The organism is Halomonas sp. 141 (assembly GCF_002810305.1).
In the GTDB taxonomy this organism is placed as follows: Bacteria; Pseudomonadota; Gammaproteobacteria; order Pseudomonadales; family Halomonadaceae; genus Vreelandella; species Vreelandella stevensii.
Map to the genome: position 1 here is coordinate 13,517 of NZ_PINZ01000040.1, position 14,567 is coordinate 28,083.

16 protein-coding genes and 3 tRNA genes are annotated in these 14,567 nt (G+C 60.6%); 17 read left to right on the plus strand and 2 right to left on the minus strand.

The window, feature by feature from the left end; genetic code table 11:
• Positions 1 to 71: 71 nt before the first annotated feature.
• The 5 genes from mutY (at position 72) to CWI66_RS14180 (ending at position 1,948) form a co-directional block, all read left to right on the plus strand.
• Positions 72 to 1,169: an A/G-specific adenine glycosylase gene (gene mutY, locus CWI66_RS14160; RefSeq protein WP_026001973.1), complete on the plus strand. Its 1,098-nt coding sequence runs from the start codon at positions 72 to 74 to the stop codon at positions 1,167 to 1,169.
• A gap of 44 nt (positions 1,170 to 1,213) precedes the next feature.
• A complete protein-coding gene (locus CWI66_RS14165) occupies positions 1,214 to 1,489 on the plus strand; it encodes an oxidative damage protection protein (protein WP_016916068.1) in 276 nt (91 codons plus the stop codon).
• Positions 1,490 to 1,643: 154 nt separating this feature from the next.
• Positions 1,644 to 1,719 (plus strand) — tRNA-Phe (locus CWI66_RS14170).
• A gap of 6 nt (positions 1,720 to 1,725) precedes the next feature.
• A tRNA-Gln gene (locus CWI66_RS14175) sits at positions 1,726 to 1,800 on the plus strand.
• A gap of 72 nt (positions 1,801 to 1,872) precedes the next feature.
• Positions 1,873 to 1,948 (plus strand) — tRNA-Thr (locus tag CWI66_RS14180).
• A gap of 183 nt (positions 1,949 to 2,131) precedes the next feature.
• Here CWI66_RS14180 and CWI66_RS14185 read toward each other — a convergent pair.
• A complete protein-coding gene (locus CWI66_RS14185) occupies positions 2,132 to 2,932 on the minus strand; it encodes an inositol monophosphatase family protein (protein WP_100732033.1) in 801 nt (266 codons plus the stop codon).
• A 107-nt stretch (positions 2,933 to 3,039) separates the two neighbouring features.
• Here CWI66_RS14185 and CWI66_RS14190 point away from each other — a divergent pair, with 107 nt between their 5' ends.
• On the plus strand, positions 3,040 to 3,885 hold the full coding sequence (locus CWI66_RS14190; RefSeq protein WP_446718685.1) for a helicase-related protein: 846 nt from the start codon (positions 3,040 to 3,042) through the stop codon (positions 3,883 to 3,885).
• Between the two features lie 150 nt (positions 3,886 to 4,035).
• Here the strand turns inward: CWI66_RS14190 and CWI66_RS14195 are convergent, their stop codons facing one another.
• Entirely contained in the window at positions 4,036 to 4,941 is a 906-nt protein-coding gene (locus tag CWI66_RS14195) for a LysR family transcriptional regulator (RefSeq protein ID WP_020924945.1), read from the minus strand.
• Between the two features lie 154 nt (positions 4,942 to 5,095).
• Here CWI66_RS14195 and CWI66_RS14200 point away from each other — a divergent pair, with 154 nt between their 5' ends.
• The 11 genes from CWI66_RS14200 (at position 5,096) to CWI66_RS14250 (ending at position 14,528) form a co-directional block, all read left to right on the plus strand.
• Positions 5,096 to 5,503: a ketosteroid isomerase-related protein gene (locus tag CWI66_RS14200; protein WP_017514126.1), complete on the plus strand. Its 408-nt coding sequence runs from the start codon at positions 5,096 to 5,098 to the stop codon at positions 5,501 to 5,503.
• A gap of 1 nt (position 5,504) precedes the next feature.
• Positions 5,505 to 6,113 carry a GNAT family N-acetyltransferase gene (locus tag CWI66_RS14205; protein WP_007182546.1) on the plus strand — a complete coding sequence of 203 codons (609 nt, stop codon included), beginning with the start codon at positions 5,505 to 5,507 and terminating at the stop codon, positions 6,111 to 6,113.
• Entirely contained in the window at positions 6,110 to 7,000 is an 891-nt protein-coding gene (locus CWI66_RS14210) for a carbon-nitrogen hydrolase family protein (protein WP_007182547.1), read from the plus strand. Before CWI66_RS14205 ends, CWI66_RS14210 begins: the two co-directional genes overlap by 4 nt.
• Before the next feature lie 282 nt (positions 7,001 to 7,282).
• Complete coding sequence (gene frmR, locus CWI66_RS14215) at positions 7,283 to 7,558, plus strand: formaldehyde-responsive transcriptional repressor FrmR (protein WP_007182548.1); 276 nt, start codon at positions 7,283 to 7,285, stop codon at positions 7,556 to 7,558.
• Positions 7,559 to 7,617: 59 nt separating this feature from the next.
• Positions 7,618 to 8,727, plus strand: coding sequence for an S-(hydroxymethyl)glutathione dehydrogenase/class III alcohol dehydrogenase (locus tag CWI66_RS14220; RefSeq protein ID WP_007182549.1), 1,110 nt, complete (start codon positions 7,618 to 7,620; stop codon positions 8,725 to 8,727).
• Between the two features lie 43 nt (positions 8,728 to 8,770).
• A complete protein-coding gene (locus tag CWI66_RS14225; protein ID WP_017514589.1) occupies positions 8,771 to 9,169 on the plus strand; it encodes a VOC family protein in 399 nt (132 codons plus the stop codon).
• 182 nt (positions 9,170 to 9,351) lie between these two features.
• Positions 9,352 to 10,686 (plus strand): DUF3422 family protein, encoded by a 1,335-nt coding sequence (locus CWI66_RS14230; RefSeq protein WP_023106334.1) that lies wholly within the window; start codon positions 9,352 to 9,354, stop codon positions 10,684 to 10,686.
• Between the two features lie 58 nt (positions 10,687 to 10,744).
• Positions 10,745 to 11,575 carry an S-formylglutathione hydrolase gene (fghA, locus tag CWI66_RS14235; protein ID WP_011871465.1) on the plus strand — a complete coding sequence of 277 codons (831 nt, stop codon included), beginning with the start codon at positions 10,745 to 10,747 and terminating at the stop codon, positions 11,573 to 11,575.
• Between the two features lie 16 nt (positions 11,576 to 11,591).
• Positions 11,592 to 12,899, plus strand: coding sequence for an NAD(P)/FAD-dependent oxidoreductase (locus tag CWI66_RS14240; RefSeq protein WP_011871464.1), 1,308 nt, complete (start codon positions 11,592 to 11,594; stop codon positions 12,897 to 12,899).
• A 51-nt stretch (positions 12,900 to 12,950) separates the two neighbouring features.
• On the plus strand, positions 12,951 to 14,264 hold the full coding sequence (locus tag CWI66_RS14245; protein ID WP_023106336.1) for a replication-associated recombination protein A: 1,314 nt from the start codon (positions 12,951 to 12,953) through the stop codon (positions 14,262 to 14,264).
• Positions 14,265 to 14,318: 54 nt separating this feature from the next.
• Positions 14,319 to 14,528, plus strand: a complete 210-nt coding sequence (locus CWI66_RS14250) for a Na+/H+ antiporter NhaA (protein WP_100732035.1) — start codon at positions 14,319 to 14,321, stop codon at positions 14,526 to 14,528.
• Positions 14,529 to 14,567: the final 39 nt, after the last annotated feature.

Here is a 14,567-nt window from a genome sequence, read left to right on the forward strand (position 1 = left end):
GAGGCACCACCCCCTGCATGCGCCGGCCTTACCGCCGGCGCTTTTTTCATGCCAGCACTTCAGGAGTGACCATGGCCGAGATGCCTACGCCGTGCCTGGCGGCCGATGAGTTTCAACACCGTCTACTGCGCTGGTTCGACCAGTATGGCCGCCACGACCTGCCCTGGCAGTCACCCCGCAGCGCCTACCGCGTCTGGGTGTCGGAAATCATGCTGCAGCAAACCCAGGTGGCCACGGTAATCCCTTACTTCGAACGTTTCATGGAGCGCTTCCCCACGCTGGAGGCCCTGGCCTGCGCCCCTCAGGATGAAGTGCTGCACCTCTGGACAGGGCTGGGCTACTACGCCCGCGCCCGCAACCTGCACAAGGCGGCCCAGCTGGCGCTGGCCGAGCATGGCGGCGAGCTGCCCACCCAGAGCGTCGATACGCTGATGACGCTGCCCGGCATCGGCCGTTCCACTGCCGGGGCGATCATTGCCCAAAGCACCGGCCAGCAGGCCGCCATTCTGGATGGCAACGTCAAGCGTTCGCTGACACGGCTGCACGCCGTGGCGGGCTGGCCCGGCCAGCCTGCGGTAGAGCGCTCCCTGTGGGCGCTGGCCGAGTACTTCACCCCCACCACGCGGTTGGCCGACTACACCCAGGCGGTGATGGATTTTGGCGCCACGCTGTGCAAACGCAGCAAGCCTGATTGCCTAATTTGCCCGTTCAACGACGTCTGCCGCGCCTACGCCCTGGGCGAGCCGCAGCGCTTCCCGGAATCGAAGCCCAAAAAAGTTACCCCCACCCGTGAAACCCTCATGCTGATGCTGCAGGATCCCCAGGGGCGCGTGTGGCTGGAACAACGCCCGCCCAGCGGCCTGTGGGGCGGGCTCTGGAGCCTGCCGCAGTTTGAGCGCCACGGCGAGCTGAACCACTGGCTGGAGGATAATGTCGTCGCCGCCCGGCGCCTGGCGCCGCTGCCCGCCTTTACGCATACCTTCAGCCACTTCAAGCTTTTGATCACTCCGCAGCCAGTGAGCTGTGAACGGCTCGCCGGAGTGCGCGAAAATGGCCTATGGTATGACGTTCACCAGCCACCTGCGTTAGGCTTGGCGGCACCCGTCAAATCGCTGCTGAGCCAGCTGGCGCCGTTTGACCTGGACCCGGCACCGGGCCCAGCGCGCTGACGACTGGCACGATTTTCATTAGGCATCCGCCCAGGAGCTATTCCATGAGCAACACCGTTTTTTGCCGCAAGTACCAAAAAGAGCTGCCCGCGCTACCTTTCCCGCCGCTGCCCGGCAAGCAGGGCCAGGAAATACAGGCCACGGTGTCACAGCCCGCCTGGCAAGAGTGGCAGGCCCTGCAAACCCGCCTGATCAATGAAAAGCACTTGAACATGCTCGACCCCGAAGCACGCGCCTACCTGATGGAGCAGATGGAACGCTTCCTGGACAACGAAGCCACCGACCAGGCCGAAGGGTACGTGCCCCCCAGCCAGGCATAAGCCCCCGCCAGGGTTCCGCCGTTACCCGCAAAGGGCGCAGGCGTGGCCGTGGCTCACGCGGCCCAATGTGCCCTAAGCATGTGACGAGAAAGAAAGTTTCACAAAGGTGTTGACGAAAACAGAAGCTTTTGGTTTAATACGCACCGTTGGCAAGGGCCAGATAGCTCAGTTGGTAGAGCAGGGGATTGAAAATCCCCGTGTCGGCGGTTCGATTCCGTCTCTGGCCACCACAACGTTGGGGTATCGCCAAGTGGTAAGGCACCGGTTTTTGGTATCGGCATTCCCAGGTTCGAATCCTGGTACCCCAGCCATTGCCAACAAGATTTCTTGTTGATTGGCTAGCTTAACGGCAAGCCAATCAAATTCTCAAGAAAACGCGACGCGCCGACATAGCTCAGTTGGTAGAGCAACTGACTTGTAATCAGTAGGTCCCGGGTTCGACTCCTGGTGTCGGCACCACTAAAAGTGGTTCAAAAGCAAAGCGTTAGAGAACATGATCAAGCCGCCCTTCGGGGCGGCTTTTTCGTATGTGTCTCGTATGGGTGTGCTGCTTGCTCATCGCCAGCCGATTGTTGCGATATCTTTGGCACTCAGAAGCCTGGCTCCTGACCGCGTAAGTTCCCCGGATATTTTTGAACCCAGTCACTCGTTGAGCAGGCTCCTGAGTATGCCATGCTGCTCGGGGTGGGCGATCAGCAAGCTGTTCCATTCGTCGGGATCATCGTGGCCAGCAAGGTCGCTAACCTGGCACCCAGCCTCACGTGCGATGACAATACCCGCTGCAATATCCCAAAGCTCTAGCTCCGCACCTTGAGACCAGAAGGCGTCAAACCTGCCCATGCCTGCATAGGCAATTTCCAATGCCGCAGAGCCGGGGCTGCGAATGCCTGCCACATGGGGCATCAGTGCCGCGAGCTGGCGTTGGCTCGTCGTACAGTCGCCTTTATGATGGTAAGGCAAGCAGGTGCCAACCAGCATCTCGTTGAGAGGGCGGGCCGGTAAGATAGGTAATCGTCTTGACCCTTGGTAGGCCCCTTGCCCGCGAACGGCCCAGAGCATTTCGTCCAGTAAGGGATGATAGACCACACCCTGTATGAGCGTTGCGCCTTGGCGCACCGCGATAGAAACCGAAAAATGCGGCACCCGGTGCAGGAAGTTATTGGTGCCGTCGAGCGGGTCGATGATGATGGTGAGGTCGCTACTGCGAGACGGCGTAACGCCCGTTTCCTCGCCAAGAAATCCCACGTCTGGATGCGCACGCTGAATGGTATCGATAATGGCGTGCTCAGCTGCCTGATCGTAATGGGTGACGAAGTCCGAGCTTCCCTTGCGTTCGAAGTCGATACCCCCCGCTTTGTGATACCCCTCAGTGAGGATTTTTCCAGCCAGCCGGGCTGCCTCTTGCAGCGTATGCATCAGGTCTGGCTGGGCTGTATGGCTCATGGCGGCGCTCCTGGTACGGGGTTTTGGGCAACATATGTCACTATTAGCCTAAGGACACGCTGATCGATTACGGGTTCCGTTTGCCTTCATCGAAGAACAACCGGCCATTGAACTTTGACGAGTTCGAGAAGGTCAAGCCTCAGACCATCTTTGTTTCCGCTACTCCGGGCGACTACGAGCTGAGGGTGTCGAAAGGCAGGGTTGTCGAACAGGTTATCAGGCCAACGGGACTGCTTGACCCCAAGGTTGAAGTGCGGAAAGCGGATGGATACATAGATGACCTGCTTGCCGAAATATCGAAGTGCGTGAAGAGAAAGAATCGAGTGCTTGTGACTACGCTGACGAAGGTCAGTGCAGAAGAGCTAACGGATTTCTTGACGGACAACGGGATTCGAGCGCGCTACATGCATTCGGACATAAAAGCGGAGGATCGTGTTGAGATCATCAATGGCCTGCGCGCAGGAGAGTTCGATGTTTTGATTGGGATTAGTCTTTTGCGCGAAGGGCTGGATATTCCAGAGGCATCATTGGTTGCCATTCTCGATGCAGACCGTGCAGGGTTCTTGCGTTCGGCCCATGCGCTCATTCAGATGATCGGTCGAGTCGCTCGGAATGAAAACGGCAAGGCGATCTTGTACGCCGACGCGGTGACGCCGGCGATGAAGCAGGCGATCGATGAGACCAATAGGCGCAGGCAGCTTCAAATTGCCTTTAACGAGGAAAATGGGATTTCTCCAGCCTCGTCTGTGCGAAAACTAGCAGGGGAAGAGACGAATACGGAGGAGCCCACCGTTCATTCCGAGGCTTTCTGCGAGAACTTGTCCGACCTTTGCGATCAGATCACTGCCAAGGAACAGCAGCTACTCGAATTTACCGATACCGGTGACGAGCAGCGCGTCGAAGACATTCGTCGTCAGTTGGATGGGTTGTACCGGCAATTCATTTACATCTAATCGTTCGCCGGCATTGGGTTGCATGGCCGACCGATCTGCATCTGGGGCAAGCGGGCAGACGGTCGGTTCATCATTCAACCGGAGGGGTGAGCCGCCGAGGCTCAGTGCCCCGCTTTCCAAGATGTGTGCCCTACAGCGTCTTGCGACGTGTCAGCGCAAAGCTGGCAACGATCCAACGGCGACCAGCATTTCATCAAATACCGCTCGAACCCTTCCCGGAATGGGGCCACGCTGAGGCCGATAGACGTACAACCCCCATGCCGGAGGTTCTTCGTTCTCCAGCACTCGCACGAGCTTCCCGCTGGCAATGTAGGGGGCGGCCATGTAGTCCGCCAGTTGCGCGAACGCGATCCCGGCCAGCGCCGCTCCCATTTCCATGTCGGCATTGTCGGCGACGAGAGTGGGTGCGGTAGGTGTCCACTGGCGTCCCGCCTTGAAGTGCCAAGGCCAGGGACGGCCGGTATTGATATCCAAGGCCACGGTAACTGGCAGGCTGCTTAGCGCATCGATGTTTGCAGGTACGCCCACTTTCTTGATCAGGCGCGGAGCGGCAACGATGGGGAGTCTCATGTCGGCGGCCTTGCGTGCGACGAAGCGGCTATCGCGCATGAATCCGACCCTGATCCCGACGTCAATCCCTTCGTCAACCGTATTGCTGATGCGATCGGACAGGCGCACATCCAGCGTGATGCCGGGATGACGCGCGGCCACGCGCTCCAGTGCCGGTAGCACCGCTCTGGTGCCCAAGCTGTGCGGTGCGGTGATGCGAACCGTACCGGACAGAGAGGCCTGCTGGTCGGAGCTAGGCGTTCGCCACAGATCCTCGAACCGCTCCAATGCGGGGCGCACTTGGTCTAGCAGCCCTTCGCCGAAGGCGGTGATGCGCACCTGGCGCGTGCTTCGATGAAACAACACCTCGCCGTAGTGTTGCTCCAGTTGCTGGATGGCACGGGTTACACCTTGCGGAGAAGTCCCCAGCCGGACGGCCGCATCGCGAAAACTGCTGCTTTCGGCCGCCACCCGAAAGATGCGCAGTAGTTCCATTTCTTTGTTCATGACGCACGCCTCATGGCCGGTTTCGCTGCTCGTTAATTGTTCCAGATTGTGGAATTATAAAATCGCAACAATTCCATATACAAGGAGAGCGCGGTTGCCCAGACTGACAACACCCCGGAATGCTCCGCTCCGAACAACCCAACAAGGAACGCGAATGAACGCTGCGACTCTCATCACTGCCTACTACGACGCCTTCAACCGCGGCGACCGCGAGGCCATGCTGTCAATGTTGACCGATGACGTCGCGCACGACTTGAACCAGGGCGCTCGTGAGGTCGGTCGCGAAGCCTTCCGCGCCTTCCTGCAGCGCATGGACCGCTGCTATGGCGAGCAACTGCGCGGGATCGTGGTGATGGTCAGCGCCGACGGCCTGCGTGCAGGCGCGGAGTACGTGGTGCATGGCGAATACAAGGTGACGGACGACGGGCTGCCGGAAGCCCAGGGCCAGCGCTACGTGCTGCCGGGCGGCGCGTTCTTCGAGATCCGCGATGGCAAGATCGCTCGTGTCACCAACTACTACAACCTCGGCGACTGGATCGCACAGGTTGGAGGGGACGCCTGAAATGACCAGCGACGTGCAGGTGCTGGTTCGTCGTGGCCCGGACATTGCCGAATGGTTCGATGCCGTGGCAGGCCTGCGGGCGAGCGTCTTCCGCAGCTTTCCTTACCTGTACGAGGGCGACACCGAATACGAGAAGCACTACCTCGCCATGTACGCCCGTTCGGCAGACAGCCTGCTGGTACTCGCGCTCGCTGATGATGTGGTCGTGGGTGCGTCCACGGGGTTGCCGCTCGGCGATGCGGAGCCGGCCTTCCATGTGCCGTTCGCCGATCGAGGAATCCCGGTGGAGGCAGTGTTTTACTGTGGCGAATCAGTCCTGCTCCCGGCCTTCCGGGGCCTTGGCCTGGGCCATCGCTTCTTTGACGAGCGCGAAGCGCATGCCCGTTCGTTGGGCGGCATGCAGTGGGCATCGTTCGCGTCGGTGGATCGTGCAGACGACGATCTCCGGCGTCCTTCCAACTACCGCAGTAATGACCCCTTCTGGACCCGTCGCGGCTACGTGCGGCAGTCGGACATGAAGGTTACGCTGCCCTGGAAGCAGGTGGGTGAGCCGAGCGAAACCGAGCAGACGCTCACGATGTGGCTGCACTCCCTGGAGAACGCGAAATGAAAGTAGCAGTTGCGAAATACTCAGTGGGTCAGCCCGCGGGCTTCGAGGCATTTGCTGCGCGGCAGCGGCTGGTTCTGGAGGAGGCGCGCCGTGGCGGGGCGGAACTGGCCGTGTTGCCCGAGTATCTATCCCTCGAACTGGCTGCAACGTTCGAGCCTGGCATCCGCCATGATTTCAACGCCTCTCTGGCCGCGCTGCAGGCCTTGCAGCCTGCGTGGCTGGCACTGTATGCCGACCTGTCGCGCGAGTTGTGCATGACCATTCAGGCCGGTACGTTTTTGACCCAGGTTGGATTGGACCGCTACCGCAACCGGGCTTGGTGGTTTGCGCCTGACGGCACACGCGACTACCAAGACAAATTGCAGTTGACGGGGTTCGAGAAAGACGCCGGCGTCATCGAGGGTGGCGACGAACTGAAGGTGTTCGATTTGAAAGGCGTGCGTGCCGGCATCGCTGTTTGCTATGACAGTGAGTTTCCATTGCCCGTGCGAGCCCAGCGAGAGGCGGGAGTGCGCCTGCTGCTGGTCCCGAGCTGTACCGACACCCAAGCAGGTGCAACCCGGGTCCGTGTGGGCTGCATGGCGCGGGCACTGGAGAACCGAATGTTCATCGCGCAGGCCGTGACGACCGGAGCTGCTGACTGGAGCCCGGCGCTGGACACGAATACTGGCGAGGCCACGATCTATGCACCCATGGATCGCGGATTCCCGGAGGATGGCATTCTCGCGACGACTTGCGGCACGCAGACATGGGCGATTGCTGATCTGGACGTTGAAGCCCTCGAACGAAACCAGGAACAGGCCCAGGTTGCGGTCGATCGTGACTGGGACGGCCAGATGTTGCCTGCACTGAGGAAGGCTCGGTACTCGGGTCGTCAGGTCGCCTAGCCGGTCTCATCTTGATAGCTTCAGCTCGATGAGTTGGCTTAGATAGGCCATATCTATCTGCGCATAGATTTTTCCAGTTTGACCGGTTTTGAACTTGCCCCGATGCTGTCGATACATGCAAGAAATATTCATTGATTTGAATGTTTTGCGCTTCTTGGGAACAAATCTGTACTAGCCTGTAATAGTGCTCGAAGAGCACAGAATTTGTGGCGAAGTTCGGCCGCATATACTATGGTGGAGTATTGTATAATGCGGCGGTGTACCCAAGTAGAGAGGTGTTCGATGCCACACAGCCCGGAAGAAAAGAAGCAAGCCCTGACGCGCATCCGGCGCATCAAAGGTCAGGTAGCGACTCTTGAGCAAGCGCTCGATGCAGGTGCGGAATGCCCTGCAATTCTTCAGCAGCTTGCGGCCGTTCGTGGGGCAGTCAACGGATTGATGGCAACCGTTCTGGAGAGCTATCTGCGGGAAGAGTTTCCCAGTAGCGAAATCAGGAGCGATTCGCAGAACAAGTCCATTGACGAGACCATCTCTATCGTCCGCTCCTATCTGCGGTAGAGGCACCAGGGTGCCCTCGGTGAGGGCAAATTTAGTTAGCTAGTAAAGGAAGCGACATCATGAAATCACGTGCAGCAGTTGCCTTCGGGCCAGGAAAGCCGCTGGAAATCGTCGAGATCGACGTCGAGCCGCCGCGCAAGGGCGAGGTGCTCATCAAGATCACGAACACCGGCGTTTGCCATACCGACGCCTTCACCCTGTCGGGCGACGACCCCGAAGGTCTCTTCCCGGTCGTGCTGGGTCATGAAGGTGCGGGTATCGTCGTGGAGGTGGGTGAAGGTGTGACCAGCGTGAAGCCTGGCGATCACGTCATTCCCCTCTATACCGCCGAGTGCGGCGAGTGCCTGTTCTGCAAGTCCGGCAAGACCAACCTGTGTGTCGCGGTGCGCGCCACCCAGGGCAAGGGCGTGATGCCCGATGGCACCACCCGCTTCAGCTACAACGGCCAGCCGATCTACCACTACATGGGCTGCTCGACCTTCAGCGAATACACGGTGGTGGCCGAAGTCTCGCTGGCCAAGATCAACCCGGACGCCAATCCCGAGCATGTCTGCCTGCTGGGTTGCGGTGTGACCACCGGCATCGGCGCTGTTCACAACACGGCCAAGGTTCAGCCGGGTGACTCTGTGGCCATCTTCGGCCTCGGCGGCATCGGGCTCGCTGCGATTCAGGGGGCACGCCAGGCCAAGGCAGGTCGCATCATCGCCATCGACACCAATCCAGCGAAGTTCGAGCTGGCTCGTACCTTCGGCGCGACCGAATGCCTCAACCCGAAGGACTTCGACAAGCCGATTCACGAGGTTCTCATCGAGATGACCGGTTGGGGTGTCGATCACACCTTCGAGTGCATCGGCAACGTCAACGTGATGCGCTCGGCACTAGAAGCAGCACATCGTGGCTGGGGCCAGTCGATCGTCATCGGCGTGGCTGGTGCAGGCAAGGAAATTTCGACGCGCCCGTTCCAGTTGATCACCGGTCGCACCTGGAAGGGCTCGGCTTTCGGCGGGGTCAAGGGCCGCACTCAACTTCCCGGCATGGTGGAGGACGCAATGAAAGGCGAGATCGATCTCGCCCCGTTCGTCACCCACACCATGGGCCTCGACGACATCAACAAGGCCTTCGACCTGATGCATGAAGGCAAGTCGATTCGCACGGTGATCCACTACTGACCGCCCACTACCCATTCAACACCAACCACCAAGGAAATTAATCATGTCCACTCCTGTCATTTCTGGCGATGGCATCTTTTCGCACATTTTTATCGGCGCTGCCGACCTTCAGAAGTCGGTCGCGTTCTACGACGCCGCTCTGGGTGCTCTTGGCATCAAGAACCTCGGTCCTTTCAACAACGGATGGGTACTTTTCGGTCGCGAAAAGCCGGCTTTCATCATCGCCCGTCCGGGCAATGGTGAAGCGCCCTCCAGCAACGGCGTGACGATCGGCTTTGCGGCCGCCACTCCCGCCGAAGTGGATGCCTTCCATGCTGCCGGCCTTGCCGCAGGCGGCACCGACGAGGGCCAGCCTGGCGCACGTGGTCACCTGCCGGGTGCCTATGCGGCCTACCTGCGTGATCCGGCGGGCAACAAGGTCTGCTCGTACACCTTCGTCTGAAAGCAAGGAAGCTGAGGGCGTTCTGAAAGGGCCAGCACAAGCCTCTATACGGCGAGCCTATTAGACGGACCGTGTAGAGCGGTGCCTGCTCATGAAGATCGGCCCGCAGCCATGTGCGAAACGCATGGCTGCGGGCATTTGCTTTGAAGCGTGTTTTTCAACCAATGAGAAATGAGGTCGTTATGCAAGAGCCGGCCAACATCAATGCGACGACCGTACAACCCGCCCCGACCGCCACCGTGTACGGCATGCCGGCCTATGCCGATCGTGCTGCGGCCGTGGGTGAAGTGCATGCGCGCCCGCATCTGTTGATTCAGGCCCCCCGCGGCATATTGCAGCTCGCTTTCATGACCGAAGGCGATCAGGCCAGGGATCAGATGGCGATGAGTGAGTTGTCTCATCGCTTCGGCGTTGCCGAGCCCGACCACGCTACGCCGCTTCACGGCATGACATGGGATGAGGGAGACCTGCACTGTGAAAAGCACACCGAGTTCTCAACGTATCTCTGGTGCGCTTCGCTGGATTCCGAGACGGGAGAGCCGTGCGGCGAAAATCCGTTCAAGCATGGATTTGTTCCTCCCGGCCCGGTCGTATCCGGCATCCGTTTGAGACTTCTTCCATGGACGCCGGAAACGGAGAAGGAGGCCGATCGCTTCGATCCTGCCAGCCTGTGCTACTCGCTGGTGGAGAACGGCTCTGCCGCCATCCTCACCGACTTCCGACAGGATGAGGATGGCCTGACGCAGATCCTCGTCCTTGCCCGCGATTTGACCCCGGCGCGGGCGGGTGCGCTGGCTCAACGTCTGCTGGAGATCGAGACCTACCGTACCTTGGCGTTGCTGTCCTTGCCGTTGACGCGGTCGATGACGTCGGAGCTGCGGCGCATGGAGTCGCGCCTTGCGGCGATCACCGACGAGATGTGTACGAGCTTGGTGGAACGGCGCGACAGCGACGTGCTGCTGTCCGAATTGACCGGCCTGGCTGCCGAACTGGAAGCTGGCGTTGCGGCGAATCTCTATCGCTTCGGCGCCAGTCGTGCCTACTACGAGATCGTCGAGGAAAGGCTGGCAGCGCTTTCGGAAGAGGCCGTATCCGGGTACTGCACCTGGGCGGATTTCCTGCAGCGTCGCATCGCTCCCGCCATGCGGACATGCCAATCCGTAAAGGAGCGCCAGACCAAGCTCTCCGACAAGCTGACCCGGGCCATCGCGTTGCTGCGTTCCTGGATCGACGTCGAGCTTGAACGCCAGAACCGCGATCTGCTTGCGTCGATGAACAACCGGGCCAAGATGCAATTGCGCCTTCAGCAAACCGTCGAAGGCCTGTCGGTCGCGGCAATTTCTTATTACGTCGTGAGTCTTCTCGGCTATTTGCTCAAGGGCATTCCGATGGTTCACGACAGCGTGGCGCCGGTGATGGCGGTTCTGGTGCCTGCGGTGATGCTGACGATCTGGTGGATCGTGCGCAGGATCAGACACGCCCACGGCGACACGGCAGCGGAAGAGAAATCTTCCTGACGAGCTGCCGTCCTGGCGCGCGAGAGCTGCGCCGTTCCTTTGAACATAGGAGAACTACATGGAACGCATCGAACATCACGCCAGCTTTGATGGTTGGCAGGACGTTTATCAGCATGAATCCACGACGCTCGGTTGCACGATGAAGGTCGGCGTCTATCTGCCTCCGCAGGCACAGCACGGCAAGGTGCCGGTGCTGTACTGGCTTTCAGGCCTCACCTGCACCGAGCAGAACTTCATCACCAAGGCCGCCGTCCAGCGCTACGCGGCCGAACATGGCATTGCCGTCGTCGCGCCCGATAGCAGTGCTCGCGGCGAAGGCGTTGCCGACGATCCTGCCTATGACCTCGGACAGGGGGCGGGTTTCTACGTCAACGCCACACAGGAACCCTGGGCTGCGAATCATCGGATGTACGACTACGTCGTGCAGGAATTGCCGGCGCTGATCGAGGCCCACTTTCCCGTGACAGCGGAGCGGAGCATCAGCGGCCATTCCATGGGAGGACACGGCGCTCTGGTCATCGCCCTGCGCAACCCGGGCCGTTATCGAAGCGTCTCGGCCTTCTCGCCCATCGTCGCCCCCACCCAGGTTCCCTGGGGGCACAAGGCCTTCGAGGCGTACCTGGGCAGCGATCGGGAAGTGTGGAAGCAGTACGACACCGTGGAGCTGATTCGCACCGTGCAGGAGCGTTTGCCGTTGCTGGTTGATCAGGGCTTGGGCGACGAGTTCCTGGAGAGCCAGCTTCAGCCCGACCTGCTGCGCAAAGCCTGCGACGAGACGGGGCACCCGCTCACGTTGAATCTGCGCCCAGGCTACGACCACAGCTACTACTTCATTGCCAGCTTCATTGGCGAGCATATGGCACACCACGCATCGGCGCTGAAACGCTGAGAGAGGAGATCAGGTCATGACAAAGACCTCCAAAAACCGACATCACGTCGTCATTATCGGAGCGGGCTTCGGCGGGATCGAGGTTGCCAACCAGCTTGCTGGTGTCGAGGTCGATGTGACGATCATCGATCGGCGCAATCATCACCTGTTCCAACCCTTGCTTTACCAGGTCGCAGGTGCGTCACTTTCGACATCCGAGATCGCCTGGCCTATTCGCTATCTCTTCCGAAATCGCCCGGAAGTGAACACCTTGATGGCGGAAGTGGAAGGTATCGACCAGGACGCGCGTCAGGTCATTCTCAACAATGGAATGCGGCAAACCTACGACACGCTCGTGCTCGCGACAGGTGCTACCCATGCCTACTTCGGACACGACGAATGGGGGGCTTTCGCGCCGGGGTTGAAGACGCTGGAAGATGCCACGACCATTCGGGGCCGAATCCTCGCGGCTTTCGAGGAAGCTGAGCGCACGAGCGATCCTCAGCAGCGTGCCGCGCTGCAGACGTTCGTCATCATCGGTGGTGGTCCCACCGGGGTTGAATTGGCCGGAACCATCGCCGAGCTGGCACGAGACACGCTGGCGCGTGACTTCCGCTCGATCGACCCGAGCACATCGCGGGTTGTACTGATCGAGGCTGGCCCGCGTCTGTTGTCGGTCTTTCCAGAGGATCTTTCGGCCTATACGCGCCAGGCACTCGAAAAACTCGGGGTCGAGGTCGTGCTGGGTACTCCGGTCACCGAATGCTCGGCCGACGGCGTGGTGTATGGCGGCAAGCCCCTTTCGGCCAAGACCATCGTCTGGGCCGCCGGAGTCCAGGCGTCTCCCGCGGCTCGCTGGTTGGGCGCTGCGTCTGATCGTGCTGGTCGAGTGGTCGTTGGCCCTGACCTGACGGTGGCCGGTCGCCCGGAGGTCTTCGCCATCGGCGATACAGCCTCGTGCACCATGGCCGATGGGAAGCCCGTGCCGGGCATCGCCCCGGCCGCCAAACAGCAAGGGAAGTACGTCGCTAACCTGATTGGACGGCGTTTGAAGGGCAAGCCCGCTGACGGGCCTTTCAAATACCGGCATCAGGGGAACCTGGCCACCATCGGCCGCAGCCTGGCGGTGATTGACATGGGGCGGGTGAAGCTGCGTGGTGCCTTTGCGTGGTGGATCTGGAAGCTGGCGCACATCTACTTTCTGATCGGCACGCGAAATCGTCTCAGTGTCGCTTTGAGCTGGGTATGGAACCACAGCATCGGCTACCGCGGCTCTCGCATCATCATGCATGCGATTGCCGACAAAGAGCCCACGGCGTTGGATAAATCCGGCTCTCTGGATTGAGGTGCCCACCTTATCGGAACGTCAACTATCAGAAATGCCAGGGAGAGGAACTTGACCGATCTATTCACGACAAAGCCCAAGCCTCCCTTGGCCGAACTCCTGCGGCCCAAGACGCTGGACGAATTCGTCGGGCAACGGCACTTGCTCGGCCCCGGCAAGCCGCTGCGTCTCGCGTTCGAGGCGGGCAAGTTGCACTCGTTCATCCTCTGGGGGCCGCCAGGCGTGGGCAAGACCACCCTAGGGCGCCTGGCCGCCAGTGCGACCGACAGCCGATTCATCGCCATCTCGGCCGTGCTGGCCGGGGTGAAGGACATCCGGCAAGCCATCGACGAGGCCCAGGCCGAACTGGACAACCATGGTCGATCGACGGTGCTTTTCGTCGATGAGATCCATCGCTTCAACAAGGCGCAGCAGGATGCCCTGCTGCCCCATGTCGAGTCGGGGCTCCTGACCCTGGTGGGGGGGACGACCGAGCATCCGGGGTTGGCGGTCAATTCCGCACTGCTCTCGCGCGCGCAGGTCTATACCCTCGAACCGCTGTCCAGCGACGAACTGAACCAACTCTACGAACGCGCACTGCCGCATCTCCAGGGCGTCACGTTGGACGCGGACGCGCTGGATCTGCTCAAGGGCTTTGCCGATGGCGATGGCAGGCGCTTCCTCAATCTGCTTGAGCAGGTGACGAATGCGGCGTCGGGCGCTGGCAAGACCGTGGTCGATGGCCAGTCCGCCAAGCTGTCCACCAGTCCATCGCTGCGCAGGTTCGACAAGGGCGGTGACGAGTTCTACTGGCAGCTCTCAGCCTTCCACAAGTCGCTACGGGGCTCCGACCCTGATGCGGCCCTGTATTGGCTGGCCCGCATCCTTGACGGTAGCGGCGACGTCAGCCAGGTGACCCGCCGTATGGTGGTAGTGGCCAGCGAAGACATCGGCAATGCCGACCCGCAGGCGCTGCAACTGGCGCTCAATGCCGCGCTGGCTTATGAGAGGCTGGGTTCCCCCGAAGGCGAAATACCGATTGCCCACGCGGCGACCTACCTTGCTGCCGCCCCCAAGTCGAACGCTGCCTATGCCGCCTGGAACAAGGCGAAGACCTTCGTCAAGAACAGCGGCTCCCTGCCTGTGCCTCTCCATCTTCGCAATGCGCCGACGAAGCTGATGCAGCAGATGGGGTATCACGAAGGCTACCGCTACGCTCCTGACGAGCCCAACGGCTACGCCGCTGGGCAAAGCTACTTTCCCGAGGGCGTGGCGCGGCCGGGCTGGTATCAGCCAACGGACAGAGGTGTTGAGCGCAGGCTGGGAGAATGGCTTACTTGGCTGCGCTCGCTGGATGATGGGACGCTGCCAGAGGCGGACGCCTGACCGGTCGCCTCCGAAACCTGCCCATCGTGATCTCACAAACTACAGGATAAGCACATGCCAGCCTCTTCTTTTGGTGAGTCCTCGGCGCATATCAGACGGAGACGCGTTGCCCACTATCTACGCACGGAGTCTGGCGCTGCGGTGCTGCTGGTGATCGTCACGGTTGTGGCGCTCGTGTGGGCGAACTCGCCGCTATCTAACGCCTATTTCGAGTTGTGGCACCTAGGGAAACGCTGCATAAATCCCGTCGGAGCTGCCTCATAGCCACCGACGAGGTAAAATCTGACCTGTCGTCCAACACCC